Annotated in this window: 1 rRNA gene; it reads right to left on the bottom strand. The window is 52.1% G+C overall.

The features are described from left to right. Positions 1–23: 23 nt before the first annotated feature. Positions 24–1,534: ribosomal RNA gene (locus tag C4N23_RS13650) — 16S ribosomal RNA — on the bottom strand. Positions 1,535–1,696: the final 162 nt, after the last annotated feature.

The following is a 1,696-nucleotide window of genomic DNA, read 5'->3' as shown; positions in this document are numbered from 1 at the left end:
CTCCTCTTCGCCTGACTCCTTAGAAAGGAGGTGATCCAGCCGCAGGTTCTCCTACGGCTACCTTGTTACGACTTCACCCCAATCACCAGTTTTACCTTCGGCGGCGTCCTCCTTGCGGTTAGACTACCGACTTCGGGTCCCCCCGGCTCTCATGGTGTGACGGGCGGTGTGTACAAGGCCCGGGAACGTATTCACCGCAGCATGCTGATCTGCGATTACTAGCAATTCCGACTTCGTGCAGGCGAGTTGCAGCCTGCAGTCCGAACTGGGACGTTGTTTCTGAGTTTTGCTCCACCTCGCGGTCTTGCTTCTCTTTGTTTAACGCCATTGTAGTACGTGTGTAGCCCAAGTCATAAAGGGCATGATGATTTGACGTCATCCCCACCTTCCTCCGTTTTGTCAACGGCAGTCTGGCCAGAGTCCTCTTACGTAGTAACTGACCATAAGGGTTGCGCTCGTTGCGGGACTTAACCCAACATCTCACGACACGAGCTGACGACAACCATGCACCACCTGTCTCTGCGTCCCGAAGGAAAATACTATTTCTAGCATCGTCGCAGGATGTCAAGACTTGGTAAGGTTCTTCGCGTTGCGTCGAATTAAACCACATACTCCACTGCTTGTGCGGGCCCCCGTCAATTCCTTTGAGTTTCAACCTTGCGGTCGTACTCCCCAGGTGGATTACTTATTGTGTTAACTGCGGCACTGAAGGGGTCAATCCTCCAACACCTAGTAATCATCGTTTACGGTGTGGACTACCAGGGTATCTAATCCTGTTTGCTACCCACACTTTCGAGCCTCAGCGTCAGTTGGTGCCCAGTAGGCCGCCTTCGCCACTGGTGTTCCTCCCGATATCTACGCATTCCACCGCTACACCGGGAATTCCGCCTACCTCTGCACTACTCAAGACAATCAGTTTTGAAAGCAGTTCATGGGTTGAGCCCATGGATTTCACTTCCAACTTGATCGCCCGCCTGCGCTCCCTTTACACCCAGTAATTCCGGACAACGCTTGTGACCTACGTTTTACCGCGGCTGCTGGCACGTAGTTAGCCGTCACTTCCTTGTTGAGTACCGTCATTATCTTCCTCAACAACAGGAGTTTACAATCCGAAGACCTTCTTCCTCCACGCGGCGTCGCTGCATCAGGGTTTCCCCCATTGTGCAATATTCCCCACTGCTGCCTCCCGTAGGAGTCTGGGCCGTGTCTCAGTCCCAATGTGGCCGTTCAACCTCTCAGTCCGGCTACCGATCGTCGCCTTGGTGGGCCATTACCTCACCAACTAGCTAATCGGACGCGAGGCCATCTCAAAGCGGATTGCTCCTTTTCCCTCTGCTCGATGCCGAGCCGTGGGCTTATGCGGTATTAGCAGTCGTTTCCAACTGTTGTCCCCCTCTTTGAGGCAGGTTCCTCACGCGTTACTCACCCGTTCGCCACTCGATCAAGGAAGCAAGCTCCCTCTCTCTCGTTCGACTTGCATGTGTTAGGCGCGCCGCCAGCGTTCGTCCTGAGCCAGGATCAAACTCTTTATAAATGATATTTATCACTTAAAAAGTGTTAAATCTTCTTCGCTCAGCACGCAATCGCTTGCGTCCTGTGTGAATTACTTTGTTTGGAATTGTTTACCGTGTTTTTCCAACACGAAAATAGGTTCCGTTACAAGTTTTTCGATATTGTTCAATTTTCAAGGTCCTGT

The organism is Faecalibacterium hattorii, assembly GCF_003287455.1.
In the GTDB taxonomy this organism is placed as follows: Bacteria; Bacillota; Clostridia; order Oscillospirales; family Ruminococcaceae; genus Faecalibacterium; species Faecalibacterium hattorii.
The sequence above is the reverse complement of the archived record's forward strand: the minus strand, read 5'-3'. Positions and strand labels throughout refer to the sequence as shown.